This is a genomic window from Streptomyces luteogriseus (assembly GCF_014205055.1).
GTDB classification, from domain to species: domain Bacteria; phylum Actinomycetota; class Actinomycetes; order Streptomycetales; family Streptomycetaceae; genus Streptomyces; species Streptomyces luteogriseus.
Genome location: NZ_JACHMS010000001.1, coordinates 3,672,377 through 3,691,190, shown reverse-complemented (window position 1 = coordinate 3,691,190; position 18,814 = coordinate 3,672,377). Strand labels below are relative to the sequence as shown.

18 protein-coding genes are annotated in these 18,814 nt (G+C 69.7%); 14 read left to right on the top strand and 4 right to left on the bottom strand.

Annotated features, from left to right (window positions below; translation table 11 throughout):
• Positions 1–361: 361 nt before the first annotated feature.
• Positions 362–1,057 carry a demethylmenaquinone methyltransferase gene (locus BJ965_RS15990; protein WP_031105539.1) on the top strand — a complete coding sequence of 232 codons (696 nt, stop codon included), beginning with the start codon at positions 362–364 and terminating at the stop codon, positions 1,055–1,057.
• A gap of 18 nt (positions 1,058–1,075) precedes the next feature.
• On the opposite strand, the gene BJ965_RS15985 is transcribed toward BJ965_RS15990, so the two are convergent.
• The gene (locus BJ965_RS15985) at positions 1,076–1,408 is read right to left on the bottom strand and encodes a PASTA domain-containing protein (protein WP_184909222.1); all 333 of its coding nucleotides are present in this window, start codon (positions 1,406–1,408) and stop codon (positions 1,076–1,078) included.
• An 89-nt stretch (positions 1,409–1,497) separates the two neighbouring features.
• Positions 1,498–2,022: a GNAT family N-acetyltransferase gene (locus tag BJ965_RS15980; protein WP_184909220.1), complete on the bottom strand. Its 525-nt coding sequence runs from the start codon at positions 2,020–2,022 to the stop codon at positions 1,498–1,500.
• Between the two features lie 100 nt (positions 2,023–2,122).
• Here BJ965_RS15980 and BJ965_RS15975 point away from each other — a divergent pair, with 100 nt between their 5' ends.
• Positions 2,123–3,415 (top strand): geranylgeranyl reductase family protein, encoded by a 1,293-nt coding sequence (locus BJ965_RS15975; RefSeq protein ID WP_184909218.1) that lies wholly within the window; start codon positions 2,123–2,125, stop codon positions 3,413–3,415.
• Here BJ965_RS15975 and def read toward each other — a convergent pair whose 3' ends face one another.
• Together def and BJ965_RS15965 are read right to left on the bottom strand one after the other, a co-directional pair.
• Positions 3,416–4,042 carry a peptide deformylase gene (gene def, locus BJ965_RS15970; RefSeq protein ID WP_184909216.1) on the bottom strand — a complete coding sequence of 209 codons (627 nt, stop codon included), beginning with the start codon at positions 4,040–4,042 and terminating at the stop codon, positions 3,416–3,418.
• A gap of 381 nt (positions 4,043–4,423) precedes the next feature.
• The gene (locus BJ965_RS15965; protein ID WP_184917212.1) at positions 4,424–5,257 is read right to left on the bottom strand and encodes a C40 family peptidase; all 834 of its coding nucleotides are present in this window, start codon (positions 5,255–5,257) and stop codon (positions 4,424–4,426) included.
• Between the two features lie 724 nt (positions 5,258–5,981).
• Between BJ965_RS15965 and BJ965_RS15960 the strand changes: the two genes are divergently transcribed.
• The 12 genes from BJ965_RS15960 to nuoL are packed head-to-tail and all read left to right on the top strand — an operon-like array spanning position 5,982 to position 18,812.
• A complete protein-coding gene (locus BJ965_RS15960; protein ID WP_003974383.1) occupies positions 5,982–6,341 on the top strand; it encodes an NADH-quinone oxidoreductase subunit A in 360 nt (119 codons plus the stop codon).
• 13 nt (positions 6,342–6,354) lie between these two features.
• Complete coding sequence (locus tag BJ965_RS15955; protein WP_018528252.1) at positions 6,355–6,909, top strand: NuoB/complex I 20 kDa subunit family protein; 555 nt, start codon at positions 6,355–6,357, stop codon at positions 6,907–6,909.
• The gene (locus BJ965_RS15950; protein ID WP_184909214.1) at positions 6,906–7,646 is read left to right on the top strand and encodes an NADH-quinone oxidoreductase subunit C; all 741 of its coding nucleotides are present in this window, start codon (positions 6,906–6,908) and stop codon (positions 7,644–7,646) included. Before BJ965_RS15955 ends, BJ965_RS15950 begins: the two co-directional genes overlap by 4 nt.
• A complete protein-coding gene (locus tag BJ965_RS15945) occupies positions 7,643–8,965 on the top strand; it encodes an NADH-quinone oxidoreductase subunit D (RefSeq protein WP_030839947.1) in 1,323 nt (440 codons plus the stop codon). Before BJ965_RS15950 ends, BJ965_RS15945 begins: the two co-directional genes overlap by 4 nt.
• Positions 8,962–9,822 (top strand): NADH-quinone oxidoreductase subunit NuoE, encoded by an 861-nt coding sequence (gene nuoE, locus BJ965_RS15940; protein WP_184909212.1) that lies wholly within the window; start codon positions 8,962–8,964, stop codon positions 9,820–9,822. Before BJ965_RS15945 ends, nuoE begins: the two co-directional genes overlap by 4 nt.
• The gene (gene nuoF, locus BJ965_RS15935; protein ID WP_221513138.1) at positions 9,822–11,168 is read left to right on the top strand and encodes an NADH-quinone oxidoreductase subunit NuoF; all 1,347 of its coding nucleotides are present in this window, start codon (positions 9,822–9,824) and stop codon (positions 11,166–11,168) included. The genes nuoE and nuoF overlap by 1 nt, the downstream gene beginning before the upstream one ends.
• Positions 11,165–13,669, top strand: a complete 2,505-nt coding sequence (locus BJ965_RS15930) for an NADH-quinone oxidoreductase subunit G (RefSeq protein ID WP_184909208.1) — start codon at positions 11,165–11,167, stop codon at positions 13,667–13,669. Before nuoF ends, BJ965_RS15930 begins: the two co-directional genes overlap by 4 nt.
• Positions 13,666–15,039, top strand: coding sequence for an NADH-quinone oxidoreductase subunit NuoH (gene nuoH, locus BJ965_RS15925; RefSeq protein WP_104785713.1), 1,374 nt, complete (start codon positions 13,666–13,668; stop codon positions 15,037–15,039). Before BJ965_RS15930 ends, nuoH begins: the two co-directional genes overlap by 4 nt.
• Positions 15,032–15,697: an NADH-quinone oxidoreductase subunit NuoI gene (nuoI, locus tag BJ965_RS15920; protein WP_142160724.1), complete on the top strand. Its 666-nt coding sequence runs from the start codon at positions 15,032–15,034 to the stop codon at positions 15,695–15,697. The genes nuoH and nuoI overlap by 8 nt, the downstream gene beginning before the upstream one ends.
• A complete protein-coding gene (locus BJ965_RS15915) occupies positions 15,694–16,536 on the top strand; it encodes an NADH-quinone oxidoreductase subunit J (RefSeq protein WP_184909207.1) in 843 nt (280 codons plus the stop codon). Before nuoI ends, BJ965_RS15915 begins: the two co-directional genes overlap by 4 nt.
• Complete coding sequence (nuoK, locus tag BJ965_RS15910; RefSeq protein WP_003992252.1) at positions 16,533–16,832, top strand: NADH-quinone oxidoreductase subunit NuoK; 300 nt, start codon at positions 16,533–16,535, stop codon at positions 16,830–16,832. The genes BJ965_RS15915 and nuoK overlap by 4 nt, the downstream gene beginning before the upstream one ends.
• A 15-nt stretch (positions 16,833–16,847) precedes the next feature.
• Positions 16,848–18,812 (top strand): NADH-quinone oxidoreductase subunit L, encoded by a 1,965-nt coding sequence (gene nuoL, locus BJ965_RS15905; protein ID WP_184909206.1) that lies wholly within the window; start codon positions 16,848–16,850, stop codon positions 18,810–18,812.
• Positions 18,813–18,814: the final 2 nt, after the last annotated feature.

Sequence of the window (18,814 nt, the reverse complement as noted above, 5' to 3'; positions counted from 1 at the left end):
TCAGGGGGTAGGACAGGAGGTACGTTTTCCGGCAGCAAACGTCTCACGAGGTCGGATGTGCGCGGCGAGTTCCGCGGGCCTCCCCGGGAACTCCCAGAGAAAGGACGGCCTCTGTCGTTTCTCATGGGTCTCTCACGAAAAACCCGAGTTTAGGGCACATAAGGCGCCCTGCCGTCCGGGGAATGCGTTCCGAGTCCGCCATGGAAAACCGCGCTCCTCGCGGTCGCCGCAGCAAACGCGGCAACGGCTGCCCCGTCGAAGGCTCCGTGGGTGTTCGTGCTGTTGTGCGGCTGGTGGAGGACGTCGCGGCGCGCAGGCGGCCGGGGCTCCTGCCCGGAGGGGGTGCTGCAAGAATGGGCCCGTGACCCGCGCATCCCTGGACAAGCAGCCGCACGAAGTCGCCTCGATGTTCGACGACGTGGCGGAACGGTACGACCTGACCAACGACGTGCTGTCCCTCGGCCAGGACCGGCGATGGCGCAAGGAGGTCGCCAAGGCGGTCGACGCGCGCCCGGCGCAGAAGATCCTCGACCTGGCGGCGGGCACGGGCACCTCCTCGCTGCCCTTCGCCCGCACCGGCGCCTACGTCGTCCCCTGTGACTTCTCCCAGGGCATGCTCCAGGTCGGCAAGCAGCGGCAGCCCTGGCTGCCGTACACCGCCGGCGACGCGACCCGGCTCCCCTTCAAGGACGACACCTTCGACGCCGTCACCATCTCCTTCGGGCTGCGCAACGTGCAGGACACGGACGCGGGCCTGCGCGAGATGCTCCGGGTGACCCGGCCCGGCGGGCGGATCGTGATCTGCGAGTTCTCGCACCCGACGTGGGCGCCGTTCCGCACGGTGTACACGGAGTACCTGATGCGCGCCCTGCCGCCGGTCGCCCGGGCCGTGTCCTCCAGCCCCGACGCCTACGTCTACCTCGCCGAGTCGATCCGTGCCTGGCCCGACCAGCCCGCCCTCGCGGAGCGGCTGGGCAAGGCCGGCTGGTCGCGGGTGGCCTGGCGCAACCTGAGCGGCGGGATCGTCGCCCTGCACCGGGGCTTCAAGGCCGAGTGAGGCCGGGTCCAGTCGGTCCTAGGGCGAGCTGAGGACCATGGAGGGGTCGCCCGGCTCGTCCAGCTCGCGCTGGAGACCGCCCCTGGGCGGACGCGGGATCCGCGGTTCGTGCACGCCCCCGCCGCCCTCACCGGGGCCGAAGTCGAACCACACGTAGACCATCGAGTCCCGCGGCACCTCGGCACCGGGCTGCGGGTACTGGCGTACGACGTAGTCGACGACGGCGAGAGGGAGCTCGGGCCGGTCCGGTGCGGTGAGGAGGAGGCCCCGCGCCCGGGCCGTCTCCCTCGCGTCCACGGCCATCAGGCCGACCAGACGCGGTACGCGCACCTCGGGTGTCTTGCGGGACATGTGCACAGATGTCACCCCCAGCGGTACGGGAAGGGTAACTCCCGCCCCGTACCGACCGGAAGCGACTGATGTCTTTCCGTGACAGTCGACTACGTTGCGTCAGCGCTCTGGAGGTCGAGCCGGTAGCAGTGCCCCACCCGCCGCGGGGCCGGGGTCGTGAACGTCTCGGCGAGGCGCATCCCCAGGCGCTGTGTCACCGCGATGGACCGGCTGTTGCGCGCGTCGACCATCGCGACGACGCCCGGGACGCCCCTCGCCCGCATCCGCTCCAGCGTCTGCCGCGCGGCCGCGGTGACGTAGCCCTTGCCCCAGTGCTCCCGGCCCAGCCGCCAGCCGATCTCGATCTCGCCGGCCGGGCCCCAGGACCGCTCCCACGGCTGGGCGCCGGTGAAGCCGATGACCTGCCCCGACCCGTCGAGCACGGTCCACAGGCAGAAGCCGAGCTCCGCGTCGTGCCGACGCTGGCGGGCGGTGAGCTCCTCGTAGACCGAGAGCTCCGCGGCCCTGCCGCCCTGGAACTCCATGACGTCCGGATCGTCGAAGATCCGGTGCCAGGCGAACGCGTCCTCGTGGGTGGGGACGCGAAGCCGCACGGCGGGGAGAACTCGGTTCACGAAGGCAGCCCTTCAGCCGGGTGATGAATGCTGCTGCATAGACTGCCCATGTCCAGTGCCGGTCGGCACGCAAGATTGACGAACTTGGGGAGATCCCGCCGTGACCGTCGTGACCGAGCCCCTCTCCGAGAACACCGCCGATGTGATCGTCGTGGGCGCGGGGCCGGCCGGCTCCACCACCGCCTACCACCTCGCCAAGGCCGGACTCGACGTCCTCCTGCTGGAGAAGACCGAGTTCCCCCGCGAGAAGGTCTGCGGCGACGGCCTCACCCCTCGTGCCGTCAAGCAGCTGGTGGCGATGGGCATCGACATCTCGGAAGAGGCCGGCTGGCTGCGCAACAAGGGCCTGCGCATCATCGGCGGCGGGGTGCGGCTCCAGCTCGACTGGCCGGATCTCGCCTCCTTCCCCGACTACGGCCTCGTCCGCAAGCGGGACGACTTCGACGAGCAGCTCGCCCGGCAGGCCCAGAAGGCCGGAGCCCGGCTCTTCGAGCGGTGCAACGTGGGCGCGCCGATCGTCGACGAGCGCACGGGCCGCATCACCGGGGTGCACGCCAAGCTCGGTGAGGAGAAGCGCGAGGTCACCTTCCGCGCGCCGCTGGTCGTGGCCGCCGACGGCAACTCCACCCGGCTGTCGCTGGCGATGGGCCTGCACCGCCGCGAGGACCGCCCGATGGGCGTGGCGGTGCGCACGTACTTCACCAGCCCGCGCCACGAGGACGACTACCTGGAGTCCTGGCTGGAGCTGTGGGACCGCCGCGGCGCCGAGGACCGCCTGCTGCCCGGCTACGGCTGGATCTTCGGCATGGGCGACGGCACGTCGAACGTCGGCCTCGGCGTGCTCAACACCTCCGACTCCTTCAAGGAGCTGGACTGGCGCGAGGTCCTGAAGGCCTGGTGCGCGTCCATGCCGGAGGACTGGGGGTACACCCCCGACAACATGACCGGCCCGATCCGTGGCGCCGCGCTCCCCATGGCCTTCAACCGCCAGCCGCACTACACCAAGGGCCTGCTGCTCGTCGGTGACGCCGGCGGCCTGGTGAACCCCTTCAACGGCGAGGGCATCGCCTACGCCATGGAGTCCGGCCAGATCGCCGCCGACGTCATCGTCCAGGCCCACGCCCGTCCGACGCCCGCGAGCCGCGAACTGGCCCTCCAGCGTTACCCGCGCGTCCTGAAGGACACCTACGGCGGCTACTACACGCTCGGCCGCGCCTTCGTGAAGCTCATCGGCAACCCGAAGGTCATGCAGATCGCCGCCCAGCGCGGTCTCACCCACCCGATGCTGATGAAGTTCACCCTGAAGCTCCTCGCGAACCTCACCGACCCGACGGGCGGCGACGCGATGGACCGCATCATCAACGGGCTGAGCAGGGTGGCCCCGAAGGCCTGATCAGGCGTTCAACGCCGCGATGTTGGCGGCCCGGCGTGCGTACACCGACTCGCGCCGGTCCGCCGTCTGCCGCAGCGCGGCCTTCCGCTCCCGTGCGGAGAGCCGGTCCAGATAGAGCTGCCCGTCGCAGTGATCGGCCTCGTGCGCGAGGCAGCGGGCGAAGTAGCCGGTGCCCTCGATCACGAGCGGCTCGCCGTCCCGGTCGACGCCGCGCACCACGGCCCGGTCCGGACGCGGCACGTCCATGGTGGCGCCCGGCACGGAGAGGCAGCCCTCCGCCTCGTCGAGGAGCCTCCTGCGCGACGCGTCGGGCGGATCCAGGACCGGGTTGACGATGTGCCCGACGTGCCGCACCCCGTCGTCGTCGGGGCAGTCGTACACGAACACCCGCACACCGACCCCGACCTGGTTCGCCGCGAGCCCGGCCCCGTCCGCGGTGTACATGGTCAGGAACATGTCGGCGATGAGCGCGGCGAGGTCCGGACCGAACTCGGTGACGTCCCGGCACGGCTTGTGCAGGACCTCCTCGCCGGCTTCGGTGATGCGCCGGACCTTCCCCCGGCGGGCCTCGGGCGCGAGCCGCGGGTACGAGTCGACGGGCCGTCCCTGGACGAAGACGCTCGGCATCGGTTGTCTCCCTGTGTTGGTGCCGTGGTGGCGGGAGAGCGGGCTTCCGGCGTCGGGAGCCCGCCCCGCCCTTCGGCACTCATCACAACAGAACACCCGGGCCGGTCCCAGGAGCAGTCCGGCCACGCGGGACCGTCGGCGCCAACATCCGGCCAGGCCGTGACAATTCGGGCGCGAGATGTCGGAGTGACGGGAGTGCACGGGCGGGTCGCGATGCCGGGTGGCCCCCAGGAGGGCCCTGACGGCCCCTGGGGCGGCCCGGGGGCGGGCCGGGAGGGTGACGGGGCCTGAACGGCCCCGGACAGGCCGGGAGGGCCGATGCCTCACAGCGGCAACGGCCCTCGAGCCCGAACGAACGGATGCGTCAGAGGACGCGTGACGTCAGAGGACGCGCACCGCGCCCGACGCCGGGTAGCCCGACAGGTCCTGGATGACGACGCCCTTGGACGGGTTGGCCGCGTCCAGGTACTGGCCGTCGCCGATGTAGACACCCACGTGGTACGCGGAGCCCTTACCGCCCCAGTACAGGATGTCGCCGACCTGGACGCTGGACAGCGGCACGTCCGTGCCGGCCATCGACTGGTCCTGCGAGACGCGCGGCAGATCCACACCAACCTGCTTGTACGCGGCCTGCACGAGGGAGGAGCAGTCCCAGGCGTTGGGACCGGTGGCGCCCATGACGTAGGCGTCGCCCACCTGGGCCTTGAGGAACGCGATGACCGTCGCGACGCTGCCGCCGGCGGGCGCCGACACGGACGTCGAGGTGGACGCGGAGGCGGACAGGGTGGCGCGCTCGGTGCTGCGGTTGGCACGCTCGGCGGCGGCCTTGCGGGCGGCCTCGGCGGCCTTCTTCTTGGCCTCCGCCTTCTTCTTCGCCTCGGCGAGGTCCTTCTTGGCCTCCGTCGCGGCCTTGGCGGCGGCGGCGTCACGCTCGGCGCGCAGTTCGTAGTTCGCGGCGGCCTGCTGGGTGGCGGCCGCGGACTGGGCGACCTGAGCGGACAGGTCGGCCGTCAGGGTGGGCAGTTCGATGGTCTGCGTCACCGGCTCGGCGGCGCTCGCCGAGGCCGACGCACCAGCCGCTGCCATGCTGAGAACGCCACCGGCAACGCCGGCGCGCAGAGCGATCGATGAGGTCGCGCTGCGGCGGGGTTTCCGGTGGCTGCGTATGTGAGCGGTGTGGGACATGGGAATAACCGGTACCAGGGGCTCCTTCATATCTTCAAGAAACGTGTGCTGCGCCACAGTTGTTCATCCGAGCCCTCAAAACCCCCCAACGGGCCCCTTTATTGACGCCGTAACGGACATTGCGGGCGCACCGTGATCGGCCTGTGATCACGGTGTTTGATCAATACGCCCGAATTGCCCCGCGCCTACCATCGGTTGGGTTGATTGGCCAAGCCCCGTTCTCATGGATCTCTCATCCATGTGACGGAGGTCACGGAACGGCCGCCCCGCCGGTCGCGTCCCGGTGCGTGGATCACGGCGGAGTCACGACCTCGCGAAGATCGTGAACGCGTGCACGCGTCCACACTCCGCCTCGCATGCCCCCTGATGTGTGAACGCGCCTCTATCAAGAGATCGAGTTCAGCTCCAATTTGCATGCAAGGGAACCCTCTTGATATTGAGACGACCCCTCCGGCCTGCACTGACGAGCCAAAATGTCACCTCTCGTGATCACTCGGACGCTTCGCGTGTGAAGATCACCGCTCATCCGACTTCATGATCGATCGTCAGGTGGCAGAGATCACAAAGGTTGAGTAATACCCCGTGTCGCAGATCACAGAGCGTCGGGCATAAGATGCACGCGGTTGGGCTTGTGACCTGCTTCACATGTTCCCGATCTTCGCCGGGGCGGGCGGGGTTCGAGGGACAGGTGGGGCGGAAGTGAGCCCGACGCAAACCGCCAGCAGTCAGTGCCGACTGAGAGGAGCGAGGAGCGGTGAACGCTTATGCGCCCATCCTCGTACTGGGAGCCCTCGGGGCAGGCTTTGCGATCTTCTCCGTGGTCATGGCCACGTTGATCGGGCCCAAGCGGTACAACCGGGCCAAGCTCGAGGCCTACGAGTGCGGTATCGAGCCGACCCCCACGCCGGCCGGCGGCGGGCGCTTCCCCATCAAGTACTACCTGACGGCGATGCTCTTCATCATTTTCGATATCGAGATCGTCTTCCTCTACCCCTGGGCCGTCACCTTCGACGCCCTGGGGATCTTCGGGCTCGTGGAGATGCTGCTCTTCGTGCTCACCGTCTTCGTCGCGTACGCGTACGTATGGCGGCGCGGCGGCCTGGAATGGGACTGAGGGGCCACACGTCATGGGACTCGAAGAAAAGCTGCCGAGCGGCTTCCTGCTGACCACCGTCGAGCAGGCCGCGGGCTGGGTGCGCAAGTCGTCCGTCTTTCCGGCCACGTTCGGCCTCGCCTGCTGTGCCATCGAGATGATGACCACCGGCGCGGGCCGCTACGACCTGGCGCGCTTCGGCATGGAGGTCTTCCGCGGCTCGCCGCGCCAGGCGGACCTGATGATCGTCGCCGGCCGGGTGAGCCAGAAGATGGCGCCGGTGCTCCGGCAGGTCTACGACCAGATGCCGAACCCCAAGTGGGTGATCTCCATGGGGGTCTGCGCCTCGTCCGGCGGCATGTTCAACAACTACGCCATCGTCCAGGGCGTCGACCACATCGTGCCGGTCGACATCTACCTCCCCGGTTGTCCGCCCCGGCCGGAGATGCTCATGGACGCGATCCTCAAGCTCCACCAGAAGATCCAGAGCTCCAAGCTCGGCGTGAATGCCGAGGAGGCGGCCCGCGAGGCGGAGGAGGCGGCGCTCAAGGCCCTGCCCACGATCGAGATGAAGGGGCTGCTGCGGTGAGCGACGCGAACGGCAACGGTGTCAATCCCGAGAAGGACCTCTCCGCGGAGAACCTCCCGGGCCAGCGCGGCCAGGGCGGTGAGGAGATCCGCGTCCAGCGCGGCATGTTCGGCGCCGACAACGGCGGCGACACCTCCGGCTACGGCGGCCTGGTCCGCTCGGTCCGGCTCCCGGGACCGGCGAGCCGCCCCTACGGCGGATGGTTCGACGAGGTCGCCGACGAGCTGGAAGGCGCGCTGGAGGAGCAGGACCTGGTCCCCGGCAACGCCATCGAGAAGACGGTCGTCGACCGCGACGAGCTGACCTTCCACATCGAGCGCGAGCACCTCGTCCGCGTCGCCCGCACCCTGCGCGACGACCCGGCCCTGCGCTTCGAGCTGTGCACGGGCGTCAGCGGCGTGCACTACCCGAACGACAAGGGCCGCGAGCTGCACGCCGTCTACCACCTGCGGTCGATCACCCACAACCGGGTGATCCGCCTGGAGGTCAGCGCCCCCGACAGCGACCCGCACATCCCGTCGCTGTTCGAGGTCTACCCGACGAACGACTGGCACGAGCGCGAGACGTACGACTTCTTCGGAATCGTCTTCGACGGTCACCCGGCCCTGACACGGATCATGATGCCGGACGACTGGCAGGGCTTCCCGCAGCGCAAGGACTACCCCCTCGGCGGCATCCCCGTCGAATACAAGGGCGCCCAGATCCCGGCTCCGGACCAGCGGAGGTCGTACTCATGAGCACATCGCACGCCTCCCCCCGGGAGACCACCGAGGGCACCGTCTACACCGTCACCGGCGGCGACTGGGACGAGGTCGTCCAGTCCGCGGCCCGCGCCGACGACGAGCGCATCGTCGTCAACATGGGCCCGCAGCACCCGTCCACCCACGGTGTGCTCCGCCTGATCCTGGAGATCGACGGCGAGACCGTCACCGAGGCCCGCTGCGGAATCGGTTATCTGCACACCGGCATCGAGAAGAACCTCGAGTACCGCACGTGGACCCAGGGCACCACGTTCGTGACGCGCATGGACTACCTGACGCCGTTCTTCAACGAGACGGCGTACTGCCTCGGCGTCGAGAAGCTCCTCGGCATCGAGGACCAGATCCCGGACCGCGCCTCGATCATCCGCGTGCTCCTGATGGAGCTGAACCGGCTCTCCTCGCACCTGGTGTGCATCGCCACAGGCGGCATGGAGCTCGGCGCGACCACGATCATGATCTACGGCTTTCGTGATCGTGAACTCATTCTCGATATCTACGAGCTGATCACCGGCCTGCGGATGAACCACGCGTACATCCGCCCCGGCGGACTCGCCCAGGACCTGCCGCCCGGCGCGGTGGACCAGATCCGCGAGTTCGTGAAGAAGATGAAGAAGAACCTCCCGGAGTACGACAAGCTCGCCACCGGGAACCCCATCTTCAAGGCCCGTATGCAGGACGTCGGCTACCTCGACCTGGCCGGCTGCATGGCCCTCGGCGCGACGGGCCCGGTCCTGCGCTCCACCGGCCTGCCGCACGACCTGCGCAAGGCGCAGCCCTACTGCGGCTACGAGACCTACGACTTCGAGATCCCGACCGCCGACACCTGCGACTCCTACGGCCGCTTCCTCATCCGGCTGGAGGAGATGCGCCAGTCCCTCCGGATCGTCGAGCAGTGCCTGGACCGGCTCCAGCCCGGCCCGGTCATGGTCGCCGACAAGAAGATCGCCTGGCCGGCCCAGCTCGCCCTGGGCCCCGACGGCCTCGGCAACTCCCTCGACCACATCAAGAAGATCATGGGCACCTCCATGGAGGCCCTGATCCACCACTTCAAGCTGGTCACCGAGGGCTTCCGCGTCCCGCCGGGACAGGCGTACGCGGCGGTCGAGTCGCCCAAGGGCGAACTCGGGGTGCACGTCGTGTCCGACGGCGGCACCCGCCCCTACCGGGTCCACTTCCGGGACCCGTCCTTCACCAACCTTCAGGCCATGGCGGCGATGTGCGAGGGCGGCCAGGTCGCCGACGTCATCGTCGCCGTCGCGTCCATCGATCCCGTGATGGGAGGCGTCGACCGGTGACCACATCGTCTTCCGAGCGGGGCGTCAGCCTGGGCATGCCCGAACTGCCCGCACCCGCCTACCCGGACGAGGTCCGGGCCCGTCTGGAGTCGGACGCGCGGGAGATCATCGCCCGCTACCCGGACTCCCGGTCCGCCCTGCTGCCGCTGCTGCACCTCGTGCAGGCCGAGGAGGGGCACGTCACCCGCACCGGCATGCGGTTCTGCGCGGACGTGCTCGGCCTGACCACGGCCGAGGTCACCGCGGTCGCCACCTTCTACACGATGTACCGGCGCAGGCCGAGCGGTGACTACCAGGTGGGGGTGTGCACCAACACCCTGTGCGCCGTCATGGGCGGGGACGCGATCTTCGAGGAGCTCCAGGAGCACCTGGGCCTCGGCAATGGCGAGACCACCGGCGACGGCAAGGTCACGCTGGAGCACATCGAGTGCAACGCGGCCTGCGACTTCGCGCCGGTCGTGATGGTCAACTGGGAGTTCTTCGACAACCAGACCCCGGCCAGCGCCAAGAGCCTCGTCGACGACCTGCGCGCGGGACGGCCGGTCACGCCCACCCGCGGGGCGCGCATGTGCACCTTCAAGGAGACCGCCCGGATCCTGGCCGGCTTCCCCGACGAGCGGGACGGCGCCGTGGAGTCCGGCGGAAGCGCGGGACCCGCCTCCCTGATCGGCCTGAAGCTCGCCAAGGGGGAGGCCTCGCCCGCCCGCGTGGTGCACCCGCGCGGTGAGGCGGCCCGGACCGGGGCACCGCACGAGCCGTCACCGACCGAGCACCTGAGCTCGCACGACGCGCCGCAGGACACATCGGCCTCCGACCCGGCCCACCCGGCCGGGCCCACCGCCGAGGAGGGGGAGTGATGACCTTGGCACCCGAGTTGAAGGACACCAGCCCCGAGAAGCTGCTCGCACCGGTGCTGTCGGCCTTCTGGGACGAGGACAAGTCCTGGACGCTGGACGTGTACCGCAGGCACGACGGCTACGAGGGGCTGCGCAAGGCGCTCGCCATGACGCCGGATGACGTGATCGCGTACGTCAAGGAATCCGGTCTGCGCGGCCGCGGCGGCGCGGGCTTCCCCACCGGCATGAAGTGGCAGTTCATCCCGCAGGGGGACGGCAAGCCGCACTATCTTGTTGTCAACGCCGACGAGTCGGAGCCGGGGACGTGCAAGGACATCCCGCTCCTCTTCGCGAACCCGCACAGCCTCATCGAGGGCATGATCATCGCGTGCTACGCCATCAGGTCGTCGCATGCCTTCATCTATCTGCGTGGTGAAGTCGTCCCGGTGCTGCGGCGGTTGCACTCGGCCGTGCGCGAGGCGTACGAGGCCGGCTTCCTCGGCGAGAACATCCAGGGCAGCGGACTCGACCTCGACATCACCGTGCACGCGGGCGCGGGCGCGTATATCTGCGGCGAGGAGACCGCACTGCTCGACTCGCTCGAAGGCCGCCGGGGCCAGCCGCGGCTTCGTCCCCCCTTCCCTGCCGTCGCGGGCCTCTATGCGTGCCCGACTGTGGTGAACAACGTCGAATCGATCGCGTCGGTTCCCGCGATCATGCAGCGGGGCAAGGAGTGGTTCCGGTCGATGGGGAGTGAGAAGTCGCCCGGCTTCACGCTCTACTCCCTCTCCGGCCATGTCGCCGGCCCCGGCCAGTACGAGGCACCGCTCGGGATCACGCTCCGCCAGCTCCTCGACATGAGCGGCGGGATGCGCCCCGGGCACCGCCTCAAGTTCTGGACGCCGGGCGGCTCCTCGACCCCGATGTTCACCGACGAGCACCTCGACGTCCCCCTCGACTACGAAGGGGTGGGCGCCGCGGGTTCCATGCTCGGCACCAAGGCCCTCCAGTGCTTCGACGAGACGACCTGCGTGGTCCGTGCCGTCACCCGCTGGACGGAGTTCTACGCCCACGAGTCCTGCGGCAAGTGCACGCCCTGCCGCGAAGGGACTTACTGGCTCGTGCAGTTGCTGCGCGACATCGAGGCAGGCAAGGGACGGATGTCCGACCTCGACAAGCTGAACGACATCGCCGACAACATCAACGGCAAGTCCTTCTGCGCCCTCGGCGACGGCGCCGCCTCGCCGATCTTCTCCTCGCTCAAGTACTTCCGCGAGGAGTACGAGCAGCACATCACGGGCCGGGGCTGTCCCTTCGACCCGGCCAAGTCGACGGCCTGGGCCGACCGCACGGAGGTGAACGCATGACCGTGACCACCAGCTCTCCCTCCGGCGGGGGAGAAGCGGCGGTCCCGCCGGAGGACCTCGTGTCGCTGACGATCGACGGCGCGGAGATCAGTGTGCCCAAGGGCACCCTGGTCATCCGGGCCGCCGAACAGCTCGGCATCGAGATCCCCCGGTTCTGCGACCACCCCCTGCTCGACCCGGCCGGCGCCTGCCGCCAGTGCATCGTCGAGGTCGAGGGCCAGCGCAAGCCCATGGCGTCCTGCACCATCACCTGCACCGACGGGATGGTGGTCAAGACCCACCTCACCTCCCCGGTCGCGGAGAAGGCCCAGAAGGGTGTGATGGAGCTCCTGCTCATCAACCACCCGCTGGACTGCCCGGTCTGCGACAAGGGCGGCGAGTGCCCGCTGCAGAACCAGGCCATGTCGCACGGCGCTGCCGACTCCCGCTTCGAGGGCCGCAAGCGGACCTACGAGAAGCCCGTCCCGATCTCCACGCAGGTGCTGCTCGACCGCGAGCGGTGCGTACTGTGCGCCCGCTGCACCAGGTTCTCCAACCAGGTCGCGGGCGACCCGATGATCGAGCTGATCGAGCGGGGCGCGCTCCAGCAGGTCGGCACCGGCGAGGGCGACCCGTTCGAGTCGTACTTCTCCGGCAACACCATCCAGATCTGCCCGGTCGGCGCGCTGACCTCGGCGGCGTACCGATTCCGCTCCCGCCCCTTCGACCTGGTCTCCTCCCCGTCGGTGTGCGAGCACTGCTCCGGCGGCTGCGCCACGCGCACCGACCACCGGCGCGGCAAGGTCATGCGGCGCCTCGCCGCCGACGACCCCGAGGTCAACGAGGAGTGGATCTGCGACAAGGGGCGGTTCGGGTTCCGGTACGCGCAGCAGCACGACCGGCTTCAGACGCCGCTGGTGCGCAACGCCGAGGGCGAGCTGGAACCGGCCTCCTGGCCGGAGGCGCTCCAGATCGCGGCCCAGGGGCTGCTGGCCTCCCGGGGCCGCACCGGAGTCCTGACCGGCGGCCGCCTCACCGTCGAGGACGCCTACGCGTACAGCAAGTTCGCGCGCGTGGCGCTCGACACCAACGACATCGACTTCCGTGCGCGCGTGCACAGCAGTGAGGAGGCCGACTTCCTCGCCGCCGAGATCGCCGGGCGCGGCCGGGACCTCGACGGCACGGGCGTCACGTACACCGCGCTGGAGAAGGCACCCGCCGTCCTGCTCGTCGGGTTCGAGGCGGAGGAGGAGGCCCCCGGCGTCTTCCTGCGGCTGCGCAAGGCCTGGCGGGGACACGGGCAGAAGGTCTACTCCCTGGCCACACACGCCACGCGCGGTCTGGAGAAGGCCGGTGGCACGCTGCTGCCGGCGGCTCCGGGCACCGAGACCGAGTGGCTGGACGCGCTCGCGAGCGGCGGCGGCCTGGAGGACGACGGTGCGCTCGCCGCCGAGGCGCTGCGCGCCGAGGGCGCGGTGATCGTCGTCGGCGAGCGGCTGGCCGCGGTGGCCGGCGGGCTCACCGCCGCCGCGCGCACGGCCTCCGCGACCGGCGCCCAACTGGTGTGGATCCCGCGCCGGGCCGGGGAACGCGGTGCGATCGAGGCGGGCGCGCTGCCGTCGCTGCTGCCGGGCGGGCGCCCGGCCACCGACCCCCGCGCGCGTGACGAGGTCGCCGGCGTCTGGGGCGTCGCGGGTCTCCCGCACCGCTACGGCCGTGACACCGGCCAGATCGTGGAGGCCGCCGCGACCGGCGAGCTCCAGGCCCTGCTGGTGGCGGGCGTGGAGATCGCCGACCTGCCCGACCCGGCACGCGCGCGTGCGGCACTCGACGAGGTCGGCTTCCTGGTCTCGCTCGAACTGCGGCCCAGCGAGATCACCCGCAAGGCCGCCGTCGTCCTGCCCGTGGCCGCGGTCGCCGAGAAGGCCGGCGCCTTCCTCAACTGGGAAGGGCGGGTCCGCTTCTTCGAGGCCGCGCTCAAGCCCGACCAGATGACCCGCAGCTCCGCGCCCACCGACGCGCGCGTGCTCCAGATGCTGGCCGACGCCATGGACGTCCACCTCGGACTGCCGGATCTGCGCGCCGTGCGCGGCGAGATCGACCGGCTCGGCGCCTGGGACGGACCGCGCGCCGGTGAGCCCCTGGAGACCGCGGCCGCGCTGCCGCGGCCCGCCGTCGGGGAAGCGGTCCTCGCGGGGCACCGGCTGCTGCTCGACCAGGGCCTCCTCCAGCAGGGCGACGAGGCCCTCGCCGGAACCCGGCACGCCGCACGCGCGCGGGTGTCGGCCCCGACGGCCGCCGAGGCGGGCGTCAAGGACGGCGACCTGCTCGCGGTGACCGGCCCCCAGGGGGTCGTGGAACTCCCGCTCCAGATCAGTGACATGCCCGACCGGGTGGTGTGGCTGCCGCTGAACTCCACCGGCGGCGGCGTCGCCTCCGACACCGGGGCGCGGCCCGGCTCCCTCGTCCGCATCGGCCCGGCGACGCTCGCCTCCGAGGCCCCCAAGGAGGTGGAGGCATGAGCCCGTACCTCGCCGCTGAAGACCTCTCGATGTTCGGCACCGACCCCTGGTGGCTGGTCGTCATCAAGGCGGTGTTCTGCTTCGCCTTCCTGATGGTGACCGTGCTGGTCTCCATCGTGATGGAGCGCAAGGTCGTCGCCTGGATGCAGCTGCGCATCGGCCCCAACCGGCACGGCCCCTGGGGCATGCTCCAGTCGCTCGCCGACGGCATCAAACTGATGCTGAAGGAGGACGTGATCGTCAAGCGCGCGGACAAGGCGGTCTACGTCCTCGCGCCGGTCATCGCGGCCATCCCGGCCTTCATGGCGATCGCGGTGATCCCCTTCGGCCCGGCCGGCAACGAGATCTCGATCTTCGGCCAGCGCACCACGATGCAGCTCACCGACCTGCCGATCGCGATGCTCTACATCCTCGCGGTCGCCTCCGTCGGCATCTACGGCATCGTGCTGGCGGGCTGGAGCTCCGGCTCGACGTACCCGCTGCTGGGCGGCCTGCGCTCGTGCGCGCAGATGATCTCCTACGAGATCGCGATGGGCGCCGCGTTCGCCTCCGTCTTCCTCTACTCGGGGTCCATGTCGACCTCGACGATCGTCGAGCAGCAGGCCGACCGCTGGTACATCGTGCTGCTGCCGGTCTCCTTCATCATCTACATCGTCACGATGGTCGGCGAGACCAACCGCGCCCCCTTCGACATGCCGGAGTCCGAGGGCGACCTGGTCGGCGGCTTCAACACCGAGTACTCGTCGATCAAGTTCGCGATGTTCATGCTCGCCGAGTACGTCAACATGGTGACCGTCTCGGCCGTCGCCACCACGCTCTTCCTCGGCGGCTGGCGGGCCCCCTGGCCGATCAGCACCTTCTGGGAGGGCGCCAACCACGGCTGGTGGCCGCTGCTGTGGTTCACGGTCAAGGTCCAGCTGCTGCTGTTCATGTTCATCTGGATCCGCGGCACCCTCCCGCGCGTCCGCTACGACCAGCTGATGAAGCTCGGCTGGAAGGTCCTCATCCCGGTCTCGCTGGTGTGGCTGATGCTCGTCGCGAGCGTGCGGGCCTTCCGCAACGAGGGCTACGACTTCGCCGACATCGCCCTCTACGTGGGCGGCGGCGTCCTCGCCCTGCTGCTGCTCTCCTTCGTCGCCGACATGTTCCGCGAGAAGGCCAAGAAGGCCGAACAGCCGGCCGACACCCCGGCCGCCTTCGACCCGATGGCGGGCGGGTTCCCCGTACCGCCCCTGCCCGGACAGGAACTTCCGCCGGTCCCGCGCCGCTCGCGCCGCGAGCGGGAGCTGATTGTCAGTGGTGGGCCCGATACTCAGAGTGACGAATCTCTGGGCGGAACTACGGATGGAAAGGAGGCGTCCGATGGCTGAGGAACTCGAGCGTTCGAAGGCTGAGGAACCCAAGGACACCAAGCCCGGTTTCCAGAACCCCGTGGCCGGCTTCGGCGTGACCTTCAAGGCCATGTTCAAGAAGCGGCTGACCGAGCAGTACCCGGAGCAGCAGAAGACCACGGCTCCGCGCTTCCACGGACGGCACCAGCTCAACCGCCATCCGGACGGCCTGGAGAAGTGCGTCGGCTGCGAACTGTGCGCCTGGGCCTGCCCCGCCGACGCCATCTACGTGGAGGGCGCGGACAACACCGACGAGGAGCGCTACTCGCCGGGCGAGCGGTATGGCCGGGTCTACCAGATCAACTACGCCCGCTGCATCCTGTGCGGGCTGTGCATCGAGGCCTGCCCCACGCGCGCCCTCACGATGACCAACGAGTTCGAGCTGGCCGACTCCAGCCGGGCCAACCTCATCTACACCAAGGAGCAGCTGCTCGCCGGTCTGGAGGAGGGCATGGTCGACTCGCCCCACGCCATCTACCCCGGCACGGACGAGCAGGACTACTACCGGGGCCTGGTGACGGAGGCGGCGCCCGGCACCGAGCAGCAGGTCGCCCACTCCAAGGGCGAGGTTGTGCAGGAGGCCGACTCGACCTCCGGCGGGACGGAACCCGCCTCGGAGAAGGTGATCGGCCGATGACCACCCAGCTCGCCGCCTACTCCACCTCCACCGGAGAGGCCTTCCAGTTCTGGATCCTCGGCACCGTCGCGGTGCTGGGCGCCCTGGGCACCATCCTCATGAAGAGGGCCGTGCACAGCGCGCTCTGCCTCGCCGGCACCATGATCATCCTGGCGGTGTTCTACCTCGCCAACGGCGCCTACTTCCTGGGCGTCGTCCAGATCATCGTCTACACCGGCGCGATCATGATGCTGTTCCTCTTCGTGGTGATGCTCGTCGGCGTCACCGCGGCGGACTCCCTGAAGGAGACCATCAAGGGCCAGCGCTGGCTGGCCCTGCTGTGCGGTCTCGGTTTCGGCGTCCTGCTGATCGCCGGGATCGGTCACGCGTCCCTGACGGAGTTCAACGGCATCGGCCAGGCGAACGCCGGGGGCAATGTGGAGGGCCTCGCCGCCCTCCTCTTCACCAAGTACGTCTTCGCGTTCGAGATCACCGGCGCCCTGCTCATCACGGCCGCCGTCGGCGCCATGGTGCTCACCCACCGCGAGCGCACCGAGCGCGCCAAGACGCAGCGGGAGCTCGCCGAGGAGCGCGTGCGCGAGGGCAAGCAGCTGCCGCCGCTGCCGGCGCCCGGTGTCTACGCCCGGCACAACGCGGTCGACATCGCGGGCCTGCTGCCCGACGGCACCCCGTCCGACCTCACCGTCAGCAAGACCCTGCGCGAGCGCGGCCAGATCCGCGACGTGTCGAGGGAGGCGCTCAACGACCTCAAGGCCCTGGAGCAGCGGTCCGAGGAGCGTCTCGAGCGCAGGGCGGTCGGGCCGGCGAAGTTCCAGCGGTCCGAGGAGGCGTCGAAGTGAACCCCGTCAACTACCTCTACCTCGCGGCCCTGTTGTTCACGATCGGCGCCACCGGCGTGCTCATCAGGCGCAACGCGATCGTCGTGTTCATGTGCATCGAGCTCATGCTCAACGCCTGCAACCTCGCCTTCGTCGCCTTCTCCCGGATGCACGGCAACCTCGACGGGCAGATCATCGCCTTCTTCACGATGGTCGTCGCCGCCGCCGAGGTCGTGGTCGGGCTCGCGATCATCGTGTCCCTGTTCCGTGCCCGCCACTCGGCCTCGGTCGACGACGCCAGCCTGATGAAGCTGTAAGGGGTCGGAAGAATCGTGGAGAACCTCATTGCGCTGCTGGTGGCGGCGCCCCTGCTCGGAGCGGCGGTCCTGCTGTGCGGCGGCCGGCGGCTGGACGCCGTCGGCCACTGGCTCGGTACCCTGTTCGCGGCCGTCTCCTTCGTGCTCGGCCTGGTGCTGTTCACCGACATGCTGGGCCGGGGTGCCGAGGACCGCGAGATGTCCCAGCACCTGTTCAGCTGGATCCCGGTGGAGGGCTTCCAGGCGGACGTCGCCTTCCAGCTCGACCAGTTGTCCATGACGTTCGTGCTGCTGATCACGGGCGTCGGATCGCTGATCCACCTGTACTCCGTCGGGTACATGGAGCACGACGAGCGGCGCCGCCGCTTCTTCGGCTACCTGAACCTGTTCCTCGCGGCGATGCTGATCCTCGTCCTCGCCGACAACTACCTGCTGCTGTACGTCGGCTGGGAGGGCGTCGGTCTCGCCTCCTACCTGCTGATCGGCTTCTGGCAGCACAAGCCCAGCGCCGCCACGGCCGCGAAGAAGGCCTTCCTGGTCAACCGCGTCGGCGACATGGGCCTCTCCATCGCGATCATGCTGATGTTCCTGTGGTTCGGCACCTTCGCCTTCGGGCCGGTGCTCGGCAGCCACGGGGAGGCCGGGCTCGCCGGTGCCGCCGGTGAGGACAAGCTGACCGCGATCGCGCTGATGCTGCTCCTCGCCGCCTGCGGCAAGTCCGCCCAGGTGCCGCTTCAGTCCTGGCTCGGGGACGCGATGGAGGGCCCGACCCCGGTCTCGGCCCTCATCCACGCCGCGACCATGGTGACGGCGGGCGTCTACCTGATCGTCCGCTCCGCGGCCGTCTTCAACGGCGCCCCGGACGCACAGCTGGTCGTCACCATCGTCGGCGCGGTCACGCTGCTGTTCGGTGCGATCGTCGGTTGCGCCAAGGACGACATCAAGAAGGCCCTGGCCGGCTCGACCATGTCGCAGATCGGCTACATGATCCTCGCCGCCGGCCTCGGCCCCATCGGCTACGTCTTCGCGATCATGCACCTGGTGACGCACGGCTTCTTCAAGGCCGGGCTGTTCCTCGGCGCCGGATCGGTCATGCACGGCATGAACGACGAGGTCGACATGCGCCGCTACGGCGGCCTGCGGAAGTACATGCCGGTCACCTTCGTCACCTTCGGCCTCGGCTACCTGGCGATCATCGGCTTCCCGGGTCTGTCCGGCTTCTTCTCCAAGGACAAGATCATCGAGGCGGCGTTCGCCAAGGGCGGCACCGAGGGCTGGATCCTCGGCGCCTGCGCCCTGCTCGGCGCGGCCATCACCGCGTTCTACATGACGCGCGTGATGCTGATGACGTTCTTCGGCGAGGAGCGCTGGCGCAACGCCCCGACCCCGTCACCGGCCAAGCCTGACGTGGAGCCCGCCGCCGAGACACGCGGCGAGTACACCCCGCCGCACCCGCACGAGTCGCCCAAGATCATGACGATCCCGATGATCGTGCTGGCCGTCGGATCGGTGGCAGGCGGTGCGTTCTTCAGCATCGGCGACCGGTTCATGCACTGGCTGGAGCCGGTCACCGGCCACAGCCACGGCAACCCGCCGATCAGCGCGGGCGTGGTCACCGGCGCGACCGTCGCCTGCATGATCATCGGCGTGGCCATCGCCTGGGCCCAGTACGGCCGCCGCCCGGTCCCGGCCGTCGCCCCGCGCGGCTCGCTGCTCACCCGGGCGGCCCGGCGCGACCTGCTCCAGGACGACTTCAACCACGTCGTGCTGGTCCGCGGCGGGGAGCACCTCACGCGCTCCCTGGTCTACGTCGACCACACCCTGGTCGACGGCGTCGTCAACGGCACGGCGGCCTCGGTCGGCGGCCTCTCCGGGCGGATGCGCAAGCTGCAGAACGGCTTCGCCCGCTCCTACGCGGTCTCGATGTTCGGGGGTGCGGCGGTCATCGTCGCCGCGACCCTGCTGATGAGGGCGGTCTGATA

What these genes read in the sequence shown, in the direction of transcription:
- def (WP_184909216.1), bottom strand. Translation starts at nt 4,042, where the DNA reads ATGCCGAGCGTCTTCGTCCAGGGACGGCCCGTCGACTCGTACCCGCGG.
- nuoH (WP_104785713.1), top strand. Translation starts at nt 13,666, where the DNA reads ATGAGCCCGTACCTCGCCGCTGAAGACCTCTCGATGTTCGGCACCGAC.
- BJ965_RS15955 (WP_018528252.1), top strand. Translation starts at nt 6,355, where the DNA reads ATGGGACTCGAAGAAAAGCTGCCGAGCGGCTTCCTGCTGACCACCGTC.
- BJ965_RS15930 (WP_184909208.1), top strand. Translation starts at nt 11,165, where the DNA reads ATGACCGTGACCACCAGCTCTCCCTCCGGCGGGGGAGAAGCGGCGGTC.
- BJ965_RS15945 (WP_030839947.1), top strand. Translation starts at nt 7,643, where the DNA reads ATGAGCACATCGCACGCCTCCCCCCGGGAGACCACCGAGGGCACCGTC.
- nuoF (WP_221513138.1), top strand. Translation starts at nt 9,822, where the DNA reads ATGACCTTGGCACCCGAGTTGAAGGACACCAGCCCCGAGAAGCTGCTC.
- nuoI (WP_142160724.1), top strand. Translation starts at nt 15,032, where the DNA reads ATGGCTGAGGAACTCGAGCGTTCGAAGGCTGAGGAACCCAAGGACACC.
- BJ965_RS15965 (WP_184917212.1), bottom strand. Translation starts at nt 5,257, where the DNA reads ATGAAGGAGCCCCTGGTACCGGTTATTCCCATGTCCCACACCGCTCAC.
- BJ965_RS15985 (WP_184909222.1), bottom strand. Translation starts at nt 1,408, where the DNA reads ATGTCCCGCAAGACACCCGAGGTGCGCGTACCGCGTCTGGTCGGCCTG.
- BJ965_RS15915 (WP_184909207.1), top strand. Translation starts at nt 15,694, where the DNA reads ATGACCACCCAGCTCGCCGCCTACTCCACCTCCACCGGAGAGGCCTTC.